Genomic DNA, 22,592 nt, shown 5'->3' on the forward strand with positions numbered 1-22,592 from the left:
GCCCGAAGCCTGCTTAACTCACACCCACTCAATCACCGGACTCAAAGGCTAGCTTTATGACGGAACATGAAAGAAATACGATTGCTGAAATAACATATTTCATCGACGAATCCGGAAATACGGGTGACTTAATTCTAGGCGGGGACAACCTTACCTTCGGCGACCAGCCATATTTTGGTTTGGGCTGCCTAGGGATAACGCACATAAAAGCATTCGAAGACGACATCAATGAGTTGAAGAAGAAACATCGCATTCAGGCTGCGGACATTAAATCCACAAAAATATACAAAAACAAGCCAAAATTCATTCTGGATCTTATTAAGCTTATCGCGAAACAGAAAATACCTTTCTTTGTAGAGCTCGTAGAAAAGAAATTTTTTATCGCCACCAACATTGCTTTCTACCTCGTCTGGCCACCTTATTTCAGCGGTGGAGAGGGTGAAAAGACAGATTATATTAGAAATGTTTTTGCACAATTCATTACTTTGCATGCCCCTAACGAAGTCTTTACCAATTACTTCAAGGCATGCCGAAGCCAAAGCAAGCAAGACCTACTTCAAGCATTCAAAACTCTTCTCAACTTCGCAAAGTCCAACACCAGCATCCAACACAGACATCTTGCTGAGTCGGTAGAAGAGTCTATGGATGACTTTGAGGTTATGATCAAAAAAGAGGCTAGCGAAGAGAAAGCTATCCGACGCTTCCTACCGGTACCGGACACTGGAAAAAAGGGTAAAGACGTCTGGATACTCCCAAACTACTCTTCGCTCACCAATATTTATGCTCGCGTGAATCACGCTCACGACGGCAACATCAAAAAGGTGAAGCTGGTACACGACGTTCAGACACAGTTCGATGACATTCTTTTTTTGGCCAAGCAGGCAGTCGAGTCCGCAGCACCAGAAAGGAAAATATCACCTATTGCCAATTATCGGTTTCTTGAGCAGGCCGATCTGTCCATGGCTAAGTCCGAGGACTCTCTCGGAATCCAGGCCGCTGATATTTTGACAGGATTTATAGTTCGCTATGCCCAAGACAAAGTTGTTTATAAGATCGAGCCGGTACCGGAGTTGGTAGAGGCATTCCACTTGATGGCCGACGCAGAAGACTCCGTCAAAGGATATGGTGTGAACTACGTCTGGTCTCACAATCAACTCGATGCCCCAACCTAATAATTAGGCATGGTAGAGGCTAACCGTCACGCAAGAGAGTTTGACCCAGATACATCGCCACAAAACGTCAGCATTCTCAATTCCAGGCGTAAAAAAAGCTGGGCCATTTACGAGCGCACATCCGGTGCTATGCTCGGCCATTAGAGGGCAAATCGAATCTGAGCTAGCCAAAAGCCAGATCAAACGCGAGGTAGTAATGGCCGCATTCGAAAGGGAATCCATGTACCAGATGCTTGCCAACCGGGACTGGGAGGGACTGTCGAACACGCTCGTCTCACACGCTAAAGAGTTGAAAAACGACCCTATAACCGTACAGGCAGTGGCGATCTTTGAGAACGAGTTTTTTGCACACAGCGCAAGCCACGCCAGCGCAGTTCGGTACCAATCCTTCGAGTCCATCGCGGTGATGATTGAGCTCGGAAAACATGGTTTCTCCAAGGCCTTCATTGATCGTTTCGTTGACGAGAAGCTTAAGGTTATGCAGGAACTGGAGATGCCCTCACTACTCAGTTTTGCCCTTTCAAATCAGCATCGTCCACTGGCAAAACAGATCGTAAATCAGAGTCGAAATACACAGCCGGAACAGATCGCTCAGGCTCGCCGCGGCGACATCAGCGTCAAAGCTAATCAAGTGCACGCTGCAGCCCCAAAGATCGTGAAGTTGTTCAAATCCCAACAGGAAGAAAACTTCTTTGAGGCAGTCCGACGAGTCTTCCCCACCTACAACCCATACCCCAACGTGGCCTTAAGCAGCGTGCTGGACATTGAGGCATTTAAAGACAACCTGACCCAGAAGGAGCGGAGCTACTTCTTCAGAGCGGTTGTGGACAGCGTGGTGTTCGACGCTCGAGATAGCTACTCCCCGAAGTTTTTCTTCGAACTCGACAGCATTCATCACGACAGTGCCCAAGCGAAGGAAAACGACACGATGAAGGATGCCATCTTCAAAGCGGCAAACGTTAAGCTGATTCGGATCAGAGGTTTCGGACAGAAAGCATTAACCGTCCCAGAGTTCGAACGACTGGTGCTTGATGTGATGCAAACCACAAACCCTATGAGATAACGTTATCCGAACTGCACGCTTACCCACCTCGTCAAATCCAACGGATAGTGCAGCGTGCATGCTTCGGTCGTTGGTTTACTGCAATCGATACTTACCTTGCCGGTTCTTGAAAGCAGGCTCAGTGCCCTCGAGGATTTCGACCACACGTGCTTTGATCAGAGGATGTTCTATCGCCCCGGCTTCGTAATCGAACCGACTCGCAGCCTTGTCACACGCCGCATGAATGATCTGTTCAGCATCACACACCACGGCCAGGTTGGGGTTGTGCGTCACCATGATTACTTGCCGGCGTTCCTTCGCTCGCTTGATGCACTTCACCAGAACTCGAAAAATAGTCTGGTTGTCCAGGTTCTCTTCGGGCTGGTCGATGACAATCGGTATGTCATCTTCATCGACCAAAAGGTAGAAAACCAGAAGAAGCAATCCACGCTCGCCAGGTGAAAGCTGACCGATTTCCTGCCCCTCGTAAGTCAATGAATACCGAGGAGCTAGATAATCCAGGCAGTACAAGTAATCCAGAAGATCCTGCGCTGTGACGGTGCGTGCGAGTTGCTCAGATAGGATCATCGGCCTCTCAGGCATTCCTTCTCGACGATCAAAATGAAGCAAATCATCAATCGCGTCTGTAAAGGCCACGGCCTCATCCGCCGTTTCGAAACTGGCAGCCAACAATAAGTTGCGCAGCATCTGAGAGCTCTCGTCGACTCCCATGAAGGATCCCCTGACCCTTTGGTTGATGCGCCTCAATAGTTGGTCGGAGAAGCCTTTTTCTTCGATCCGAACCTGGAAATCCAGAGGTAGATTGAGCTCACGCTGCTCCTCAGAATTAACGAAACGCTGGACAGGGAGATAGAGTCGGCTGAACTCATCAACCATGGCCTGAATCAAGCCATGCATTTCACGAGTCTTTTCGGAACGTTCAGCACGAAGCCTCGCTTGCTGCTCCGGCAAATGTGCCAAGGAAGCAATTTCATATTGCAGCTGCAAAAGGCTACCTGGCTTATCTGGCGATCCGATCAGCTCTGCTTTGGCGCGCTCCCAGCTCGCTAAATTTTCTTTGTAGAGCACATAAAGTCGCTGCGCCTCTCCGAGCTGGCTTTTGGCTTCAACAAGCTGGGCCGCAGCGAGCGACCTTCGCTGTGAAATGCTGCCCTGATCTTCGTTTTTTAAGTCAGCGTCGATCGCAGCCACCTGCGCTTGAGCCGTTGCGGCGATGGCATCGACCGGCCCGACATCGACCTTCAATTGCGCTAGGGAATCGATCGGCAACTCTACATCCAGATCAGCGAGCAAATCTTTCAGTTCCGCAACGAAGGTCGCATGCTGACTACCGTAATTCGTCAATGCGGTAGAAATTCTTTTGGCAACCGCCTCTCTTTTAAGCGCCGTCGCTCTTGTGCTCTTAAGCGCCGCCTCCTCAGCTTCAATCTTACGGCCCTCGCTCTCGAGAACATCCACCTGTTCAGCCGCCTGCTTTGACTCAGCCAAAGCTTCAGGTGAAGCACTTGGGTCGAGTACCGGTTGTGGCTGGGCATCCTCCAGCGCCGCGATTTCCCCCTGCTTGGCCGCCATTAATTCTTGCAACGATCTCAGAAAATCATTTGTCGCCCGGCGCTCCACCTCAATAATCTCCGCGTTAATCTTGGTGATACTCTCCCTCACACCTTTGCGAGCCTGCTCAATTTCTGCGACCTTGAAATCTAGGAGTTCGTCCATAGACGCCTTTCCGAGCCGCTCCTCCTCGGGCACGTGGGAGTAAATAATTTTTCGTAGCTCTGCATCAAAAGTTGAGGATCCGCCCTCACCCAGTTCATTGCACAGATCTTCCAAATAGCTTTGCGGGAGATATTTGACCCGCTCGACGCTGCTTGGCTCAGGATCCTCCTGCAAGGTTTTCTCCATCACAGAGCCATCGAACCAGGTCAATGAGCCCAAAAAATGTTCTGCGAACTTGCGCTTCGGGCTACGGAACCGCGTGTTTTTGAGGAATGAAAACTTCGCGTAGTGCTTTGTGTTGCCGACCAACGCGATGACATCGGAAAGAGCGCTTTTACCACTGCCTTTGTTGCCGATGATTGCCACCAGATCAGGGTTGAGCGGGATGTCCAAATCGAACCAAGGTTCGGAAAGCCCCGAGTCTGCGACCTTCTCCACCTTGATTGAGCTTATAAATTTGGTTTTGTTCTGCTCGACCTTCTTTCGTTTGGGAGGGGCATCGCCTACATACACGCGATCATCGAACTCATGGATCGCCTGAAGGAGACCCTGGAATGTTGAGTCGGCCTTGATCCAAGTGAAACAGTTTCCAACACGGTCTTTGTCGTTCGAGGTGCTGAGCGAGTGCGCATCTGAGCAATCAAGAAGGCGCGCATTGACCTGAGCAGCCTTCAACCCATCACGAGCTCTCACGTAGGCCTCAGGGTTGGCTGCGGCAGTGAATACCAGATCGGCTTCATTAATAATCGTCTTCTTGTCCGCGATCGTATGATCGCTCCACCGCAGACTGTCCCACTCGCTCTTGCCCATCGCAATGATGTGCTTACCATCAAAGTGCTGGGTCTTAAGAGCTGCCCGAACAGCTTCAAAGCTAACATTGAGGTTATTGAAGCCGACCTTTAATGGTGAGGGAGCCCGGCCCCGCATAGCCTCTGGCATTGAGGCAACGACACGCTCCCCAAGCTCAATCAGATTATCCCTAGTAATGACTCCAGCCCAACGGTCGCCGGGGGATCCTGGTACGAGGGAGTACCCCTGAGAAATGGCAGGCATAAATTGCTCACGAATGAGCTGTGGGTCGACCTGATCGAAAACGACATGGAGGTTGATACGACTCCAATTCGAGGGTTTATATCCCTCCTCGCTTTGCTCAAGAATTCCGCCAAATTTATCTAGTCGTAGCTCCACGACAGGCAGAACAAGCTCAATATTTGCCAGCCGTCCCCTGCGCCGCTCTTCCAAAACGCGGGCATACCCGTCTACGAATAGGTAGTCGTTGATGCCTAGAACTTTAAACTCAGGAGGTAATTTTTCTAGATCGGATAGGAAGGCCTCCCACGCTGCCTCCTTTTCTCCGGGGTAGTGGTGAACCAACGACTCGGGTGTATGGACGTGAAGATCCCATTTTTTCCATGTCGAGCCCTGCAAAATTACTGGCATCGCACCTTCCCCGATATCCCGATCAGAACCTCATAGTGAAGCTCCTTCCGCCACTGAGGAAAGCTCATCGAAGCGACTTCTGCCGAAAATAGATAAATTTGACCGAATGAAGGCAGGGAGAGCGTATAGCCGCGTGTAGATTACTGATCTTCAGTAGGCAGCTTTCACCATAGGCGACACCGTGGCTGTCAGTAAGAATTTGACGCGTTAAGATCTGTGACCAACTAATACTGGCCAACTTATGACGATTGCAAATAGCCCTGCAAACGAAGGGCTCCCCGCTCGACCACGACCTCGCCCAAATCGTCCGCTACCCTTCGACCAGTTCGACAATTTTTGTGATGAGCCACCCATAGGAATGGAGCTGGAGGATGTGGAGTTGATTTGGTGGATCGCTGCCTCACGGTCGAGCAAGAAAGAGCTACGCGCAAAACTACAGAACGTGATCCGAAGTTACTCTCGCCCCTTTGACTGCTTTTCCTATGTGCCGATTTCCGACAGCAAAGGGCGAGGTCGATACCCTCGCGCAGTGACACTGCTGCTAAAGCAGACTCTGAAGCCTCACGGGGCAATTGGCACCACCGACGATGCTCTTTATATCCAGGTTTTGATTTGGCATGCGATGACTGAAGCAGCGTTTCGTTGGTTGCCTGCCAGGGCTTTGCCGATGCGCCTTCGCACCATGAAACTTGAAAACGAATTAGGCATGTAACTGAATGCAGACTGCTGGAAAAATTGATGGGCGCCCCTTTTTGCAAACGCAAAGAAAACGCGTGATGCCGGTAATCTGCAAGACTACTAGCTGCTGTCACGGCCAGCCCAATTCAACATTGGCAGACTACACATGCGTTTTTTAAGGTAGGAAGTAAATGCCAAAGCAGGTCAGGTTGATCAGGCACGCCGAGAGCGCCGCGAATGTCGGTTTGGCCACGACTGCCCCCGACTCCATACCTTTGACTGTAAAGGGCAAGCGCCAAGCCCAGGAACTTGCTCAGTCGATTAGCTCAGTGCCAGATCTGATCGTCTCTTCGCCGTTCGCGCGCGCCAGGGACACGGCATTACCGACCGCACAACGCTATCCCGAGGTACCACTCGAGGTATGGGCCGTCGAGGAATTCACTTATTTGAGCCCAAGCCGATTTACCGGTAGCACCCAGGCCGACCGAAAGCCACATGCGGAAAGCTACTGGGAGAGCGGTGACGCGACGATGATCGATGGGCCTGGCGCTGAGTCGTTCGATCATCTGCTCGGGCGGGCAGATGCGATGCTGGCCAAGCTTGCGGATCACTATGCCCAGGACATCCTAGTTTTCAGCCATGGGCAACTCATCAGAGCTGCTGCTTGGCGGATCAAGCATGGCGACCACGCTAGCTCGCAAGATTTGATGCGTGAGTTTCGGGTTGTCGATGTACGGGAACCGTTGAGAAATTGCTGGAGTTATAAGCTCGTGTTTGACGGCTGCAGATGGACAGTCGAATACCAACTCGACGCATCTGGCCAAGGGAGATTTATAGACGGGTTCTGTACGGCATAGCGCTCTCGCCCATGGCTACCCGTTACCGCGCTTGAACTAGCAGCCGAGTATTCGGCAGTACATGATGGGATGCCTTTGGCGGCAAACCACTCCCACGAAATTGTCCTGCGCCCAGCAAAGAAATATCAGGACATTTTCCCCCGCTTCACTGAAGATGCTCCCCATGGATCAAGGCAGGGTGAAAGACAAAATGGGATTATTCATGCAGTTCTGGGCCTGGCTCTTCGAAGACAAAAGGTCGGCTTGGGAGCAGAAACAAGACCGCTTGGCCATCGATGCATTCAACAAGCTCAAGAATTATTCAGTCAGTGATCGGGGTGGATTGTCCATAGATCGCGAGGAGCTTCGCGAGCACGTCGTTACTGGTCGCAAAGAGCTGAAACACCTTGTAAATCCACCGCCGCTGAACCGCACATCGCGCGCCCGCCAATTCACGACCGCTTCTCTGACCGCCCACCAAGGTGGCTCGACGCTAAGCGCTTCGGGGATGCATGATTTTGTTGAAGTCGTGACCTGGCGCCGCCTGAACTCAAGCGCTTCCGCGCGCTATGTATGTCTCGAATCTTTGACAACAAAGCAATATGCCGTCGCCACTGCAGACCTCTTTTCGGAACCTCTTGATAGCCTCTTAGGAAGCCTTGCCGCAAAGGTCAACCAGCGAGTCGCGAGTGTCATTACGGCTGGAGAGCTCAAGTGGTTCGATACAGCCAGTGAGGCCATGGATGCTTACGATGCAAGCTTGTGAAATTCACTGAGCAGCAATGCTTGACGGTCGCAACCGACACCGAGAAGCCGTTAGCCAGATAGGTGGTGCTATGAAATTCCAGCGTGAACGAGATCCTGAGTCATTACTGATTGAGAAACGATCGGCTGAACTCGCTGCGGCTGGCTACCCCCTTCTCATTCACGATACTGCCATGGATGCTGAAGACATTATCCGTACTGTCAAGCAAGCTCGTGGGAGGCTGCTCGAGCAGTCAAACATCGACTCATCTCTTACCGAAAACTCATCACCGACATTCTGAAGATATGAAGTGCGTTTGTTCCGATTGCATAGCTTGGGGAACTGAGCCCAGAACACGAAAAAGTGAAGACTCATGATCGCGCCCTATGATTTCCATCACAGGGCACTCGATCAAATTTGGTACATCGAGGAGCAGATGGGCCCAGCTATCGAGCGTTCACTTCTCTTGTCCGCCCTTATTGCTACTCTGCTCACCTGCTCACCTGCCTGGAGCCACCCTCGAAATGGATATGACACTCCAAATGTCATACCCACCCGGCCTGAATATTTGCCAGTCGTTTCTGACCAGCGATAGCCTTGTGATGACTCCTCTCAACGCCGAAGATCACGGAAATAGGGTTGCTGCTTGTCTATTCGATCCGACGCTTTCGGATACCCTAGGCTACCTGTCTTCGGCGCATCCAAGAACCAATAGCAGTGAATCTTGGCTCGGGTGATGGCCACATACGCGAGCCTCATTACCTCCTCTCCCTGGGCAAAATCGTAGGCCCTTGCTTCGCCGTTCATAACCAGCTTAGCCATGGCGTAGGCCTGGTTTCGCCAGTTGGACGAAGAGAGCTGCTCGCAATCCCCTACGAGGAACACGACGTCGGCTTCGAGGCCTTTCGAGCCGTGATACGTCATGATGCGAATTCGATCTGCATGCTTTTCGCGCCTCGCTCGTTGTAGCGTACCGGCAAGCTTGTTGGTCACCTCGGCCAATGTGCTTCTTGATCGCGACAGCACCATAATCTCGTGCCCTGCTTCGTAGTGCTGGTCGACCAAATCCACTAGGCGTTGATCGTCTCGCTGCCACAGTTGAACGGGGAAGCTCAAATCCTTAACGTCGGGGTGGGCAGCCTCGCCATGCTTGTTCTCGATGGAGCGCGTGTGTTTCACGATGCTCTCAGCCGCATCAATCACCATCTGCTGAGACCGGAAGTTCTGCTGCAGCATGAGCGGCAGGGTTTTCGGTGACGGGAAGTATTGTTCGAATTGCTGAAAGAACTTAGGCGAGCTACCACGCCACCCGTAAATGCTTTGCCAGTCATCCCCGACCGCCATGAGCGATGGGAAAATTGATCCCTGGGAAGATTGGTACTGCAGACCGCGTAGACGAAGCTCGGTGAAGACGCCCCGAAGCCAGCTAATGGTGTTGGCACCGCAATCTTGGAACTCGTCAACGAGAGTGACCATTTGAGATTTTAGGACGCTGTCCGGCAGCTTGCTAAAGTTCTCCTCACCCTGCTCGCTGTACATTGCGAACATCTTGTTGAAGGTGAAAATACGCGGGCTCTGCTCAGCAAGGAAACTCTCAAATGCAGGCCAGAACAACCCCAACGCTTCGAAGAACTTAGCTTCCATGTCCTTTTTCAAGAAGCTCATGGCCTTGACTGCTTCCGGCACTTCAAGACCGAGGTTTTCCAAGAATGAGGCGGCACTGTGGAAAGCCTGCATGATTGGTGCAGGCTTGATGTCCCCGCCGACCTGATAGCTGAATTTTGGTACAGCGGAAACCCTACCCCTCATGGTTTCGAGAGAGCTCAATGCCTCTTCATAGTTCGTGAAATACAGGACACGTTTTGAGCAGAACAGCTGGAGGAAGATCCTACGCATGTTCAAAGCCAGCGAAAGCTTAGTTTCTTTATCTCCATCTTTGATTTTGATGGTGTCTGGTTCACTTTGATCAAGGCCGAGCACAACCAAAGCGTTCAAGTCCTCTGCGTACCCATGGGCATGGAAGATGTGCCCATTTAGGGTAATGGCCTCGAGCTCAGTGCTAACCCCAGGCATTGGCCAAAGCCCAGCCTTACGCCAGAGCGACTCCACTGCTTGGCATGCCTCTTGATCACGAGCCGAGCATTTCTTAAGCATCTTGATGCGATTGGCCTGCTCTGGATCCTTTGGATTCAGTGGCTCCCCAATGCTGACAGAGTGCTTCACGAGCTCGATGATTAGCTCGCGAAAACGTTCATGGTTCTCGAATAGGTTCTGATAGCACCGATTCATCAGATCCAGTTGTCGCGAGTTCAGCCGAATGTCCAGGACGTTTTCCGGCTCTTCATCTTCACCAGTGGCATCCTTGCTAAGGAACTCGAATGCCTTCGCTCCCTGGAATGCCGGCGACCATTTGAAGAAATCCAAAATGCGGGAGTGGAACGTCCGAACGAAGCTCTTACCCTTCTTCTCGTCCATGGGAAGATCCCAAAGTTTGAATATCTTAATCACTTTGGCGATGAAGTCGAAGCGTGAGTCTCGGGTGAAGGTCACGACTGTAATGTAGTCCACGGACACGTTAAGGTAGTAGCGAAGCACAAGCAGTCGCAGCACCATCGTCGTGGACTTACCGCTGCCGGCACCGGCAACTATGTAGGTGGAAGGGCTTCGAGAGAGGATCATCTCCCATTGCGGATCGGTCGGTTGCTGGTAGGACGGTAGGTTCTTTTTGATATCGGAGCGGATCCTCTGTTCGAGCTCTTCGGAGATTGGAAAGTCGAAGTGTTCGAAAAGGTTGATGTCCACCCCTGGCGCTACATCTGTCTGCGTCGAGCCTGGATTCAGATCTAATACCAGTTTCCCAGCGTCAAAGCCTGCTACGTGACCGCTCTGATACCCTTCTTGAAGGCCCTCCTTCCGCCCTTCTTCGTGCCCATGCCCTCGCCCGACTTCAAGCCCCTCATCGTGGCCGACGATTCGACCAACTTCATGACCGGCTACGTAGCCAGACGATTTCCCTGCGTTCCAAGAATTGACGTCATGGGCCCTTATTGCCTGCAGCAACCATTGGGCAAAGGCATGTGCTCCCTTGGCAATCACTCCCTCGGCACGCATAGGCTGCTTAGGTAATGGCTTGCTTTCTGATCTGCTTTGAGAGGCGTTGCTATCCGACTTATGTAGAGAACCCACTTAGTACCAGCCTTTTGCGATTTCCTATCGATCCGGCAAGTCGCAGTTGCCGCCATGCATGGGATCTTATCAGGCTGAGTAGAGCTATCCGCGACCAACCTCAAAAATCAGCGCGAGGGCAATGACGCCTCCCTGGCACGCACCCTCCGCCTGCTGTACGTCACTTGCAGCCGGGCCGAAGAAAGTCTCGCGATTGTGGTTTACACCGCTCAACCTGAGATAGTTAAGCAACGAGTAATCGAGGCTGGATGGCTCAAGCCCGAAGAGGTCGATCTTCTGTGAAGCTAACTACCAACAGTATGACTTCTCTTGACGGATGCACTGAAGAGCCAAGTGGCAAAGTACCTGGCTCAGCTGGGTGAGCTTCCGCTTAAGTCATTCAGATCTTTGATGCAATCAGCTGTGGGCTTTCGCAAGTCCACCTTGATTGAACAGCACATCGGCACACCAGCCCAAGCGTTATCTGCAGTAGACAGTCTGCATGGAAAAGCAATTGATGATCGGCAGCAAAATCTAGTCGCGCATGCGAATCACCTGAAGCGTTTCAAATCGCTTTGTGACAACAACGCGCCGAATTACCGAATTCCTACCCTCTATGCCCCACAGAGCAAGGCTTCTATGCCGGCGCTTCCGTTTCTCTACCCACGCCTGTAATACAGGCTTATAAATAGCGCAGTGTGACACCTACGTAAGGAGCCTCTGGTGAAGTCGAGCAAAGTTGAGGTAGTTTTAGAGCGCTGGGGCCCTTGCCTCAGCTCTATCTTGGCGGGAAAACTGGTCAACCAATATGGAGTAACCGCTCCGAATGCTAGACAGTTGATCCAACGTTCAGCAGCAAAGCGCCTGAAGGGGATCAGCTTTCCGCACCGTACTTCATTCGTGTATCTGACCAGCCAATACGGGTCGCAGATCTTTTTCGATAGCCTCATCGACGCACTCAAAAGCACCAATCACGCCTGCGGATACGGCTTAGCAGCTCTTCAGGATCGGGGCGGCGCTTTGCCCATCGATCATTTCAAAATCGCCTGCGGCGCCCCCAAACTACAATCCAAACAGTTAAATGCAGACAGGGTTGTAGAGCAGCTAATCGCCACAAACCTTATCAAGCGCGTCGACCTAGGAGGCATTGGAGAATCCGTGGCTCTTGCTAGCTTCTCAGCTGAGGATGAGCAACTCGCGTTTTTGGATCTCAATGCGCGAATTAAAGTTGAAACTATGGCGTTAAACGCCGTTAGGGAATGGGCGCGACGTCTCGGCATTGGAAGCTGGAATCAGATAAAAATCCGTGGCGAGGGAGCTATTCCATCCGCAGGGCCAAACTACTGGGATCTGTCGGCCCCGTCCTATCTGTATCCATTGCTCGGATCGAGTGGCAACAGCCCGGGCACGAAGCCAAAGCCCGGTTCGTTCGTATGTGATGTGTATCTGGGTGAATCTTTGACAGCGGATGCTGCCAAGGCCTTCATCAAAAAGTGCTCGAACGTCCGTGGATTCAATAAGGTGGCCCCCATCCTGCAGATGTTCTTGGCGGAGTCGTTTGAAAAAGACGCCGTGCGCGCTATTCGAGCCAACGGCGCAATTGCCGCCACGCTAGACTCGTTGCTAGGTTCCGACGTTGCCCAGGCCCTTCATGAATTGGCCTCGATTTTGAAGGCCACTGCGCTCAATCTGGGTACCCCCGAAAAAATCGACGTATTGTTCAATGCATTGGGGAAAATTGAAGGTGCTGAGGGCACTCTACGTGGATGCTTGTTCGAATACCTGTGCGCGCAGTTGGCGGAAGAGACTTACCGCAAGCCCTATATCAGCATCAACAAGCTAGTACGCGGTTCAGATGGCGCACGCGCCGAAATCGACGTGCTTGTGGAAGTTGGCAGCATCGAGGTCGTGTTCATTGAATGCAAAGGTCACCTACCGACTGGACAGGTGGATGAAGCGGAAGTCGAGAAATGGCTGATGAAACGGCTACCCGTCCTGCGCGATTTCGCTAAACATGAGGAGGGGTATGGCAGCGTCAAACAAACCTTCGAGTTGTGGACAAACGCGACCCTCAGCCCAGCTTCGAAAGCGCTGATTGAACAAGAGAATGGCAAGACGAACCGATACTCAATTGCCTTTCGAGAAGGCCCCAAGCTTCTGGAGATGATCACGGAGTCGGGAAACAAATCACTACTTAAAACCTATAAGCAACATTTCTCGAATCACCCTATGGCCGTAGCCTCCAAGCAGAAGAAAAGCCGCAAGGAGAGTGACAGATTAGCCAAGGATAGCGAGTAGGCTTGAGCAGCTGCCGTGATCTACCTCTCCACGGGCGATTGATGCAGCCCGGGACTCCTCAGCAACTTTGCTCGTCGCAACATCCCGAGAAAATTCATATTTCCGCCCAATGGTTAGCATGCAGGCACGAGGCTATGCTCGGGAAGGCATTTGAACTGATGTTGGGAAGAGAGGCGCACAACAATGGCAAGGATTCGCAAGCTTGAGATCCAAAATTTTCGATCTATCAGACTTCTCACGTGGACACCTTCTCCAGGCATTAACTGCCTTATAGGCCCAGGTGACAGCGGAAAATCCAGCATTCTAGATGCCATTGATATGTGCTTGGGAGCACGCCGAAGCGTGCCCATCGGGGACACAGACTTTTATGGTTTGAATGTCACCACGCCAATTGTAATCAACACGACCATTGGCGCCCTCCCAGATGATCTGATCAATCTGGACACGTATGGAGATTTCCTGCGCGGATTCGATCCCGCCACAGGCAATATCGAGGACGAACCTAGGATGGGTCTAGAAACCGTTCTAACACTCCGACTGAAAGTCGACAGTGACTTGGAGCCCGTTTGGACTCTCCATTCAGAGCGAGCCGCCGAGCAAGGACTGGAGCGTGGTCTAGCGTGGAAGGATCGGGCCCGTCTCGCGCCTGCTCGCATCGGTAGCTTTGCCAGTATGAATCTGTCTTGGAGTCGTAATTCCATACTGAACAAGCTGACAGACGAGCGTGCCGCGCTCGGGGGGGCGTTAGCCGCAGCAGCCCGAGAAGCTCGAGCAAACTTTGGGAACCAGGCAGGAGTAGAGCTTCAACAGCCGTTGCAAATCGTCACCGAAACGGCCAACAATCTTGGAGTACCCATCGGTGGTGCTGCCCAAGCACTGCTTGATGCGCACTCCGTATCAATCGGAGATGGCGCTATCGCCTTACACGATGCGGACGGTATCCCCCTTAGATCGCTTGGTACCGGCTCGTCCCGACTTCTGGTTGCAGGTCTTCAACGGCGAGCAGCTCAAGCGGCCTCTATTGCGCTGGTAGACGAAGTTGAGTTCGGCCTCGAACCACATCGATTGATACGTTTTCTGGACTCAATGGGAGCGAAGGAAAGTGTACCGCCCCTCCAGGTGTTCGTGACAACTCACTCCCCGGTGGCTCTACGAGAGCTATCGGGCAATCAACTTCATATCGTGCGTAAGCGAGGTGATCAGCACGAAGTACGCCTGGCAGGAACGTCAAACGACGTCCAGAGCACACTGAGGGCTGATCCTGAGGCTTTCTTGGCAAAGCATGTGATTGTCTGCGAAGGCGCTAGCGAGGTTGGTCTCGTCCGTGGCCTAGATCTTTACTGGGGAACACAGGGACTACCCTCCTTCATGGCCCTGGGAGGAGCCTATGTCGACGTTAACGGCGGCTCTACCGACAACTGCTACAACCGGGGTCTCGCTTTACTCGGACTGGGCTATCGCGTCCTCGCCATCGTTGACGCTGACAAGCCACCCACCCCAGGGGTTCTACAAAGTTTTCTCGCTGCCGGAGGACGGTCGATAACCTGGGGAGTTGGCCGTGCATTGGAGGATGAGCTTTTTGCCAGCCTGCCCGACGCAGCTTTGGATGCCCTGATCACCAAGGCGCTCGAAGACCCAGGGCAAGAGCTGGTAGCTGAACATATCCGGTCGAAATCAGAAGGCCGGCTGTCCCTGAACGAAGTGCTTGATAGCCGCCAACAGCTCAACCCTTATCAACCTGAGCAGCGCAGGTTTTTGGGAATCGCCTCGCGGATCAGGAGGAATGGATGGTTCAAGTCGGTGACGTCCTATCAATACGTAGCGAAAGACATCATAGGGCCCCACTTGGCCAACTCAAATGTCGGCTTCCAGCAAATCATCAACGGGATAAAGGATTGGATTCATGCCGCCTGAGATCCGCCTGTTCGACTTCCCTCGTGGCTCAGTTACTGCCCCAGCTGGCTGCGGAAAGACCCAGCTCATTGCCGATACCCTAGCCGAGCACCGAGAAGCCAAGCCGGTACTCGTGCTCACCCACACCAACGCCGGCGTCGCCGCTTTGCGGAACCGTTTGAAACGGGCAGGAATACCCGGCGCGTCCTATGACATCGGCACTCTGGACGGATTCTGCATTCGTATCATCAGCAAGTTTCCGATGCGAAGCGGGCATAATCCAGCGATTCTTTTGCTGCTGGATCGTCGCAATGACTATCCCGCAATTCGAGCAGCTGCAGGGCAGTTGCTGAGTGCAGGTCACATCAGCGGAGTGTTGAAAGCCACCTACTCTCGCGTGATTGTTGATGAGTACCAAGACTGCAACCAGGCTCAGCACGTGATCGTCGCTTGGCTTGGCCAAGCGCTACCTACCTACGTTCTAGGCGATCCTATGCAGGCGATTTTCGGCTTCGGCGGTAATCGACTGGTCGATTGGAATGACGATGTACTACCTCACTTTCCTGCTATCGGGATGCTGAACACTCCATGGCGGTGGCGCCGTGTAGGCAGGGAAGATATCGGCACTTGGTTACTCCAAGCTCGAAGGCTGTTGGAGGCCGGGCACTCAGTCGATTTGCGGGGTGCTCCTGCCGATATCCAGTGGATTCAAACGACGCCTGCAAACGCAGATCAGCAACGCCGGAATGCTGCCATGGTGCGCGTGCAGGAAGGGGAAAACGTACTGATCATTGCAGACCCCATTAACGTAAACAGCCGCCATCGACTGACAAGCCAGATACCAGGTGCGACAGTCGTCGAAAACGTGGAGCTGACCGATCTCGTCAGCTTCTCAAGAAACTTCGATCCTGGCGCGGCGGGTGCGTTGGATCTCCTGGTTCGATTTACTGCAAGCCTCATGACCGGCATCGGCCCAGCTGCCTTGTTACCTAGAGTTCAAAGCATCCAAAATGGTAGGAACCGTACTGCGCCCTCCCCGCTTGAACACGCCACAGTCACATATGGTCAAGCGCCGAGCTTAGGAAGTGCCGCTGAGCTTCTAGAGCGATATTCGCGACTACCTGAAACCCATTTGTATCGCCCAGAAATGCTGAGATGTTGCGTAGCTGCGTTAAGAATGGCTATGTCAGGAACGCACACCTTCCATCAGGCAGTTGTTCAAATTCGTGACAAGGCCAGATTTTCAGGTAGGCCATTAAACCGTCGAGCAGTAGGCAGCACATTATTGCTGAAAGGGCTTGAGGCGGATGTAGCGGTGATCCTCGAGCCCGAAGGCATGGACGCTCGGAATCTATACGTCGCATTGACCAGAGGAGCCAAAAAAATCCTGGTTTGTTCAGGTACACCAACTCTGCAGCCGGCATAGCCTGAGGTGACCCGATGCGTTCCGTGTTGACGTTGACGCACGCTAAATGCGTTTTAAAACCTGTCGGCGATGGACTAAGGAGGTAGCCACATGGCATCGAATCCGACAGTGTGCAGCTGCGAATCGACCTTTCTTGTTAATGGTTTCTGCCTAGCGTGTGAAAATACGTTTGCCTCTAGCAGCTCTATGCCGTTCTACGTGTCGCATTTCATTCTGCCACTCGGCAAGAAACATATCCCAATCGTGCGCGTATGGCCCTTCCAGAACACGTGTAGATCCCACGCTGGCACGCAGGAAACGCTCACGCCACGGCTGCGGAATGCTTGACTCGCGAACTATCCGGCAACCTATCGGGTGTGGCTCAGTCGGTACGAAACGTAGAACCTCCTCAACGCCGAGAGGCTGTTCCACTGACGCAATATCAAGCCGTTCACGCTGCGCAATATCGTCAAGTACGTCCAGCGCATCGAGCGCCCTGACATCTCCAGGAGGGACGTGGACAAGCGTCCAAAGTGCTTTTCGCCTTTCGGTCTCACGATGCCGGAGCTCTTCATAAGAAATCATTACGATCAGCTCTCCCTGCGTCGCAGGCGTCGTTAGCCTGAACATTTTTTGCTTCATGCATATAGGTGTTCCGAAGATCAGATGCAGAACATGCTCATAAGCCATCAGCTTTTCTAAGCGCATCCAGCTTACGCTTCATCCCAATTTCCGGGTTCAAAGCGATGGTTTCCTCAGGAAGCTGTTGCCGTAGGGGATTAGCACCTAGACTCCATCCTGCGTCCTACGGAAGACAGTAGCCAGTTTGCGAGCGCAATCCCTCGGCGCGCATCAGTCTGGACGACATGATGGCAATCAGCTATAAATTTCAAGCATTCATGCTTACAAAAGGATTTGGCCATGAATATTAGACCCTGCTTCCTTGCTCTCCTGCTGCTGACACCTCTGGGTCTTCAGGCTTCGGAAATTGTGCCTGACTTTGATATAGAGCTCGTCCAAGAGGCTCGGAAAGACGTCTATCAGAAGGCCAGGGAGATGCAGCTCAGGATCATCGAGTTGCTCACCGCTAGCACCACCCAGAAGGTCTATCGGCTCGAAGAGAAGCGGGCCAACGCGCTCCGGAGTTTCATCGAAGCCGGGCTCCCAATTCCAGACCGCCTGATTATCGATCCGACGCTAAGAACTGGGCTCCACCTCACCGGGATTCCCGATAAGGCCGCGCACCGATACGTTCTCATCAACAAAGAACTCGTAATCGACATTTATGACAAGTACCCAAATTTCGAAAATGAAATCGACGGGGTAAAGGTCACAATCCCCCAAAGCGCGATTGACCAAATGCACAAGGAGGCGAAGCCCTGCTATAAGGGCGAGCAGATAATAGACTTGGCACGCCTCAACGAGTACATGACCAATTGCTTCTCCGAGGTGAACAACCCCGCTGCCTCCGTATCCCCGCCAAACTCGGACGGTAAGACCTACTCCAAAGCTATCTACCTGCTTTCCAGCCTGGTGGACGCTGACAATAAACACCTTTGCATGGTCTCGGTTTACAAGAAGGATATCTGGATCACCGCCGGTCATTGCCTGTTTGACGAAGGGATGATTGGCCGTGACCTGTACATCATCGTCAACGGCAAAAAGGAGAAAGTCGACTGGGATCGTGTCAGGGAATGCGCCAGCAGGTGCGATATCGGCTTCATCGAGCTGAAGACCCCTGCGATAGCCGACGCAGACCTCCCTAGCCTCAATATGTCGACCAAGTCGCTGAACTGGGATACCCCTATTTTCAACCCAGGCATGGCGCTTGGGTACGACATGTCAGCAAGCATTGCCAACGACAAAGGCGTGAAATCTCCGCTTAGGTTCATCTGGAGTCCAGTGGGGAAAGGCTATTGCCGAATCGTCCGTCTGGAAAAGAACGCCTGCCTCATTCACACCTGCAGTACCGCTAAGGGGTTTTCGGGTGGGCCCATCTATGTCTACGACCAAAAGACTAGCAAGGTCGGGTTACTGGCCATTCACTCAGGGGGTGACCGCAAGGAAAACAACTGCAAAGACTCAGGAACTATCAACTACGCACACCTGGCATCGTTTAAGGGAGTAACTCCATGAGAAGAATCCTGACTATATCGGCATGCCTGATGGTTTCGGCATGCGGTGGGCTCACCCAGAGCTCCATCAAGGTGGATGAGGTCAAGTACGACAAAATCGAGAAAAGTCGCCCGGTGATTATTGGGGCTCGCGCGTTCATCAAGAGGGGCGATGCCTGCGCCACAGTGAAGGATCCAGGCGCGGAAAGCCTTGGTGCGACCCTAGCCATTTCAGCGGCCAGCTATCTGATCAAGGAAGGAGTTGCCTATGGAAAGGACTACCTTGAGAAGCGCGCCGCCTACCTGAACGCCGATGTCTTTGTCAGCGCGTCCACTTTCATCAGCACCCCCCCGGTTAGACAGCCGGACGGCAAGCTCGGCGGCGGTTATCAATCCTGGCCGTCTCCTGAATTCCTTGGAAAGCTGGCCTCGGAAAGGGCAGCCGCCGTGGAGCAAGCCAAATCCGATGCCAGAGCCACCGCTCAGGCCAAGAAAGGCGCGACCAAGGAACAGATTGCAGCCGCAGAAGAGGCTGCAGGTAAAGCCGCTGCAGCCACGTTTGATACAGACAAGGACAAGAGAGAGATCAAACCCTCTGCTGAAGATTTGTGCGTGCTCGTCGTCGCCGGCAAGTATCAGGAGGGGGCTTCCGGTGGCCTCTCCTGGAATCGCTTCCGTGACTTTGCGGGACTGAGCGACAACCCCGGCGCGCTGGGCGCCAATGAAGATCCGATCACAAAGGGGCTGCCGACTGCCTATTCCTATCGCGGGTATGCCATGCGGCTGCCGGGTCTTGACACCAAATCAACCAAGATACCGTTCCAGGATCTGGTCAGCGACCCCTCGCTGATCGTTGAACTCCACCTGATTCCAACCCCGGTGAAGGACGGCGTGATCTACACCATCAGGCCTACCTACCTGTTCTATCCCTATCCGATGCACAAAGGCACCGCCAATGGGCTGGAGCGCAAGATGACCGTTGAGGTCAGCCTTGGCGAGAACAAGCCCACCATCCTCTTGGAGCGCATGACCAGCGGCGATCAGTACCAGGCCGGTGACCTCGTCACCAACTACGTGAGCCACAAAGTTGAGTCGAACGGCTCGTTCCAGGAAGTCGCGGTCAAAGTCTCTGAGGGCCCGGATGCCATGCCCACAGCCAAGATCCTGACCGATATCGCAGCCAAGGACGAAACAGTCACCAAGTACCTCGTCGATAAGCTTGAGGAAAAAGCCAAGGAACGTGGCTACATCGAAGCAAAAGCAGAAGGCGCCGCCAAGAAATAAGACCTTCGGATTTCAGAGTGTAATGGCCGCTTGCGTGGATGGGTCGTAAGCGTCTACCGAAGTCACCTTACACGACTCAGGCGGACGCTTCCTACGGAAGAGACAATTTCAGGAGATCACATGCGCATACTCATCAAATATCAAGATGGTGAAGGCAGCATTACGGAAAGGGAAATCTCGGATCTGCAAAAGGAAAACGACATTCTTATTAGCGCGTTTTGCCACACCCGTGATGAATGGCGATCATTTAATGTAAATCGAATAATTCATGCGGTAGCTCAAGACACGGGAGAGTTGATTAACCCGTATAAGCTTGTGCCAGAGATGCGTGACGAGCAGTCTCTCGATTCGCTGACCTGGAAGTGCCGACAGGCTATCAAGTCGGTGAAATTTTTCTGTCTCACCACTCGAGGATTCGGTAAGCGCGAGCGCCCTCAGGTCGTCGAGTTCGTCAAAGCCCTAGTGGATACGTCACAGCACTCCGATGAAGATATCAGCGAGTGGGTCAACAACCTGTGGTGCGCAGATTTTTATCGATACCGCGATGGTGACTTTGATGAGTACCAAGGGCTGCTAGAACAAATCCCTCACTCACTGCTCGATCAGTGTCGGAAATGCGCACTGAAGTTAGTCGTGGGCTCAGGTCGAAAACCCGAAAACCCCGACTGGATGCAGAGAATAGATGATGAATTTAGCTCTCACCCCGTAGTGCGAAACCCCATCAATTCCGGGTTTTGTCCATGATTGAAGGAATGAATGATGAAGCTTTTACGGGACGCACGAACCCTTAAGATCAAAGCTGTCAGCTCCCTTCGTATCGGGATGCAGTCCTTCAATAGCTTTGACGACGATGGCCGTATCACTACCGTATTGCTCCACCTTCAGCACGCCTGTGAAATGCTGCTCAAGGCAGTCCTTGTTCAAAACAAGGCCAAAGTATTCGATAAGGTCACAGGGCGCTCAATTTCGTTCGACAAAAGCCTTGGGCTTTGCATTGCCCACTATGGTCTGACTCAAGAAGAAGCCGGTGTGATGCGCGCAGTGGATAGTCTGCGTGATGCTGCCCAGCATTGGTCGGTGGTTGTTGCCGAAGATTTGCTATACCTCAACACCAGGGCATTGATAACGGCATTCGATGCGTATTTGCTCCGGGCTTTGGAGATTAGCTTGATTGATCATATTCCGGCTCGCGTGCTGCCAGTGTCGACTATGCCACCAGGTGATTTTGAGTTTTTAGTGGACAGGGAATACAACCTGATTAGGGATTTGTTGGAGCCGGGAAGACGTCAACGTGATGAAGCACGTGGCCGTATCCGATCAATGCTGGCCATGGAATCCATCGCGGTGGAAGAAGTAGAGGTATCCGAACGCGATATTGACCGGGTAGAAAAGGCTGTGCGTGGCGGCCAGGGCATTAATGAAGTCTTTCCTCGTCTTTCGACGGTGGGCACTCGTACTGACGGCGAAGGCGTGAACCTGGTCGTTCACTTCACGAAAAAAGAAGGTGCGCCTGTACGGTATATCGGTGGGGACGACCCAGCAGAGGCTGCGGCAGTGCGCGAGTTAGATCTGCAGAAAAAATTTCATCTTGGAGCAGCCGATCTCGCAAAGAAGGTCGGGCTTTCCCAACCTAAAGCCAAAGCGCTACGAGCTCATCTAGGCATAGACGAAGATGTGAAGTGCCGTAACGTATTCGAATTTGGATCGACTCGCATTCCCCAGTTTTCGGACAACGCCTTTACGCTGATGCGCGATGCCTTAGCCAATCTGGACATCGAAGAAATATGGCGGGCACGGAAGCGTTAGTCTAAAAAACATGTATCTCAGAGCTATCTGTACATTCTATCTACTAGGCCCATTGGCTATGACCGCAAACTCCTCCCTTCCCTTACCGCATGCTAGCCTGTTAAGCACTGTCTAAACCGGCGGAAAGCAATGAGGTCTCGTGATTGGTATGTACATGGTCGGACTTATCAAAAGGTTCGTGATCCAGAAAGCCTGCTGATTGAGGAGCGCGCCAAAGCCCATGCTGAGGCCGGCTACCCGTTGCCAGAACTGGACTCTGCAATGAACGCCGAGGACATCTTACGGGAGGCTAAGCGAGCTGCTGGAAAAGGTGAGCCTGAATAGCTGACAGGACTCGACGGTGTCCGTACTTTCCATCCGTTCTCATACTGCTACGCTCTCCTTCTTCCATGGAGGATTCGCGATGCCAAACTCAGATCTGCTCCCTTCCCTGCTATTCAAGATCAACGAAAACCAGCAAGCCCTTGAGGCTGCCATCATGGAACTGACGCTCTGGGTCGAACAGCGTGGATCGGGTGAGGTGGGAGGCAATGTGCGCGGTGCGCTGGATACGATCAGAACAAATGAAGAGTTCATCAACATGACGCTTGCGGTGTTGATGACACCGGAGTAATTCACCCCCTACGCCAAAAGATCATGCTGACCTTGGGTCACTGAGAACGTGCGCTTATTGATTGTGCTGCGAGTCTGCTGAGCAAAAGAAACACTCGTCGCGGCCATCTCTGAGCGAAGCTCGCTAATTAGATTGGCAATGGCTCGGCTCGATGTGAGATTCGCCGTCGAGATACCAGTGACCAGCAATTCCACTTGACCAGAGGATGGCTCGAATACCTTGATCATCAGAGATCCATCGGGGTTCACGGTGCAGCTACAAGACAGCGGCAGGAAGCCACATTCAATGGTGTGGCGGAGCTCCAGAATGGAAAGCATGATGGTCGGCCTTAGCATTATTTCTCTTTAGTTTTTTCTCCCCAAGA

The 22,592-nt window shown here is 52.6% G+C and carries 18 protein-coding genes; 14 read left to right on the forward strand and 4 right to left on the reverse strand.

What is annotated here, in order from left to right:
- Window positions 1-56: 56 nt before the first annotated feature.
- Window positions 57-1,172, forward strand: coding sequence for a DUF3800 domain-containing protein (locus tag MMG91_RS07035; protein ID WP_310659193.1), 1,116 nt, complete (start codon window positions 57-59; stop codon window positions 1,170-1,172).
- A gap of 196 nt (window positions 1,173-1,368) precedes the next feature.
- Window positions 1,369-2,235, forward strand: a complete 867-nt coding sequence (locus MMG91_RS07040) for a DUF2726 domain-containing protein (RefSeq protein WP_310659194.1) — start codon at window positions 1,369-1,371, stop codon at window positions 2,233-2,235.
- Window positions 2,236-2,310: 75 nt separating this feature from the next.
- On the opposite strand, the gene MMG91_RS07045 is transcribed toward MMG91_RS07040, so the two are convergent.
- Window positions 2,311-5,391: a TrlF family AAA-like ATPase gene (locus MMG91_RS07045; RefSeq protein WP_310659195.1), complete on the reverse strand. Its 3,081-nt coding sequence runs from the start codon at window positions 5,389-5,391 to the stop codon at window positions 2,311-2,313.
- Window positions 5,392-5,749: 358 nt separating this feature from the next.
- Here MMG91_RS07045 and MMG91_RS07050 point away from each other — a divergent pair, with 358 nt between their 5' ends.
- The 3 genes from MMG91_RS07050 (at window position 5,750) to MMG91_RS07060 (ending at window position 7,671) form a co-directional block, all read left to right on the forward strand.
- Window positions 5,750-6,103, forward strand: coding sequence for a hypothetical protein (locus MMG91_RS07050; RefSeq protein ID WP_310659196.1), 354 nt, complete (start codon window positions 5,750-5,752; stop codon window positions 6,101-6,103).
- A 157-nt stretch (window positions 6,104-6,260) separates the two neighbouring features.
- Window positions 6,261-6,926 carry a histidine phosphatase family protein gene (locus MMG91_RS07055; RefSeq protein WP_310659197.1) on the forward strand — a complete coding sequence of 222 codons (666 nt, stop codon included), beginning with the start codon at window positions 6,261-6,263 and terminating at the stop codon, window positions 6,924-6,926.
- A 163-nt stretch (window positions 6,927-7,089) separates the two neighbouring features.
- Entirely contained in the window at window positions 7,090-7,671 is a 582-nt protein-coding gene (locus MMG91_RS07060) for a hypothetical protein (protein WP_310659198.1), read from the forward strand.
- A 591-nt stretch (window positions 7,672-8,262) separates the two neighbouring features.
- Here the strand turns inward: MMG91_RS07060 and MMG91_RS07065 are convergent.
- Complete coding sequence (locus MMG91_RS07065; protein ID WP_310659199.1) at window positions 8,263-10,761, reverse strand: UvrD-helicase domain-containing protein; 2,499 nt, start codon at window positions 10,759-10,761, stop codon at window positions 8,263-8,265.
- Window positions 10,762-11,169: 408 nt separating this feature from the next.
- Between MMG91_RS07065 and MMG91_RS07070 the strand changes: the two genes are divergently transcribed.
- The 4 genes from MMG91_RS07070 (at window position 11,170) to MMG91_RS07085 (ending at window position 16,432) form a co-directional block, all read left to right on the forward strand.
- Complete coding sequence (locus tag MMG91_RS07070) at window positions 11,170-11,490, forward strand: hypothetical protein (RefSeq protein WP_310659200.1); 321 nt, start codon at window positions 11,170-11,172, stop codon at window positions 11,488-11,490.
- Window positions 11,491-11,538: 48 nt separating this feature from the next.
- Window positions 11,539-13,113 carry a hypothetical protein gene (locus MMG91_RS07075; protein WP_310659201.1) on the forward strand — a complete coding sequence of 525 codons (1,575 nt, stop codon included), beginning with the start codon at window positions 11,539-11,541 and terminating at the stop codon, window positions 13,111-13,113.
- 183 nt (window positions 13,114-13,296) lie between these two features.
- The gene (locus MMG91_RS07080; protein WP_310659202.1) at window positions 13,297-15,027 is read left to right on the forward strand and encodes an AAA family ATPase; all 1,731 of its coding nucleotides are present in this window, start codon (window positions 13,297-13,299) and stop codon (window positions 15,025-15,027) included.
- Window positions 15,017-16,432, forward strand: coding sequence for a UvrD-helicase domain-containing protein (locus MMG91_RS07085; RefSeq protein ID WP_310659203.1), 1,416 nt, complete (start codon window positions 15,017-15,019; stop codon window positions 16,430-16,432). The genes MMG91_RS07080 and MMG91_RS07085 overlap by 11 nt, the downstream gene beginning before the upstream one ends.
- Before the next feature lie 150 nt (window positions 16,433-16,582).
- Here MMG91_RS07085 and MMG91_RS07090 read toward each other — a convergent pair whose 3' ends face one another.
- Window positions 16,583-17,119, reverse strand: a complete 537-nt coding sequence (locus MMG91_RS07090) for a hypothetical protein (RefSeq protein WP_310659204.1) — start codon at window positions 17,117-17,119, stop codon at window positions 16,583-16,585.
- Window positions 17,120-17,332: 213 nt separating this feature from the next.
- Between MMG91_RS07090 and MMG91_RS07095 the strand changes: the two genes are divergently transcribed.
- From MMG91_RS07095 to MMG91_RS07115, 5 genes are all read left to right on the forward strand, one after another.
- Entirely contained in the window at window positions 17,333-18,547 is a 1,215-nt protein-coding gene (locus MMG91_RS07095) for a serine protease (RefSeq protein WP_305505819.1), read from the forward strand.
- Window positions 18,544-19,809 (forward strand): hypothetical protein, encoded by a 1,266-nt coding sequence (locus tag MMG91_RS07100; RefSeq protein WP_305505817.1) that lies wholly within the window; start codon window positions 18,544-18,546, stop codon window positions 19,807-19,809. Before MMG91_RS07095 ends, MMG91_RS07100 begins: the two co-directional genes overlap by 4 nt.
- 120 nt (window positions 19,810-19,929) lie before the next feature.
- Window positions 19,930-20,553: a hypothetical protein gene (locus tag MMG91_RS07105; protein ID WP_305505815.1), complete on the forward strand. Its 624-nt coding sequence runs from the start codon at window positions 19,930-19,932 to the stop codon at window positions 20,551-20,553.
- Between the two features lie 12 nt (window positions 20,554-20,565).
- Window positions 20,566-21,615 (forward strand): hypothetical protein, encoded by a 1,050-nt coding sequence (locus MMG91_RS07110; RefSeq protein ID WP_305505813.1) that lies wholly within the window; start codon window positions 20,566-20,568, stop codon window positions 21,613-21,615.
- A gap of 403 nt (window positions 21,616-22,018) precedes the next feature.
- Window positions 22,019-22,228, forward strand: a complete 210-nt coding sequence (locus MMG91_RS07115) for a hypothetical protein (protein ID WP_310659402.1) — start codon at window positions 22,019-22,021, stop codon at window positions 22,226-22,228.
- Window positions 22,229-22,236: 8 nt separating this feature from the next.
- Here MMG91_RS07115 and MMG91_RS07120 read toward each other — a convergent pair whose 3' ends face one another.
- Window positions 22,237-22,545, reverse strand: coding sequence for a DUF1652 domain-containing protein (locus MMG91_RS07120; RefSeq protein WP_310659205.1), 309 nt, complete (start codon window positions 22,543-22,545; stop codon window positions 22,237-22,239).
- Window positions 22,546-22,592 lie beyond the last annotated feature (47 nt).

The organism is Pseudomonas sp. JL3 (assembly GCF_031570575.1).
Taxonomy (GTDB): Bacteria; Pseudomonadota; Gammaproteobacteria; order Pseudomonadales; family Pseudomonadaceae; genus Aquipseudomonas; species Aquipseudomonas cucumis.